We start from the raw sequence: 254 nt of genomic DNA, 5'->3' as shown, positions 1-254 counted from the left end.
GGTCATGGCAATCAGCTGCGGTGACTTGCGATCCTGGAAGATGACCGGCTTGAGGGCGCGGCTGGTATCGAGCAGGAACCAGGGCTCCCCCGAGTAACCGGCATCCACCACCACGTTGGCAGTCAAGACAGGGGTACCTGTGCCATCGGCCTTGGGATAGACAGGGTGATCGGTGTCGAAGAAATACTGGCCGTCATAGCAAGGCGTGGTGAAGCCAGCACCGAGCAGACCGAAACAGAGCTCATCGGGGTGAA

The 254-nt window shown here is 59.8% G+C and carries 1 protein-coding gene; it reads right to left on the bottom strand.

Annotated features, from left to right (window positions below):
• A partial coding sequence (locus tag ACW5W8_RS24110) for a Mu-like prophage major head subunit gpT family protein (RefSeq protein ID WP_498630937.1) occupies nt 1–254 on the bottom strand: 254 nt, incomplete at both ends.

It is taken from the genome of Aeromonas aquatilis (assembly GCF_054052405.1).
This window is presented reverse-complemented; position numbering and strand designations above follow the sequence as displayed.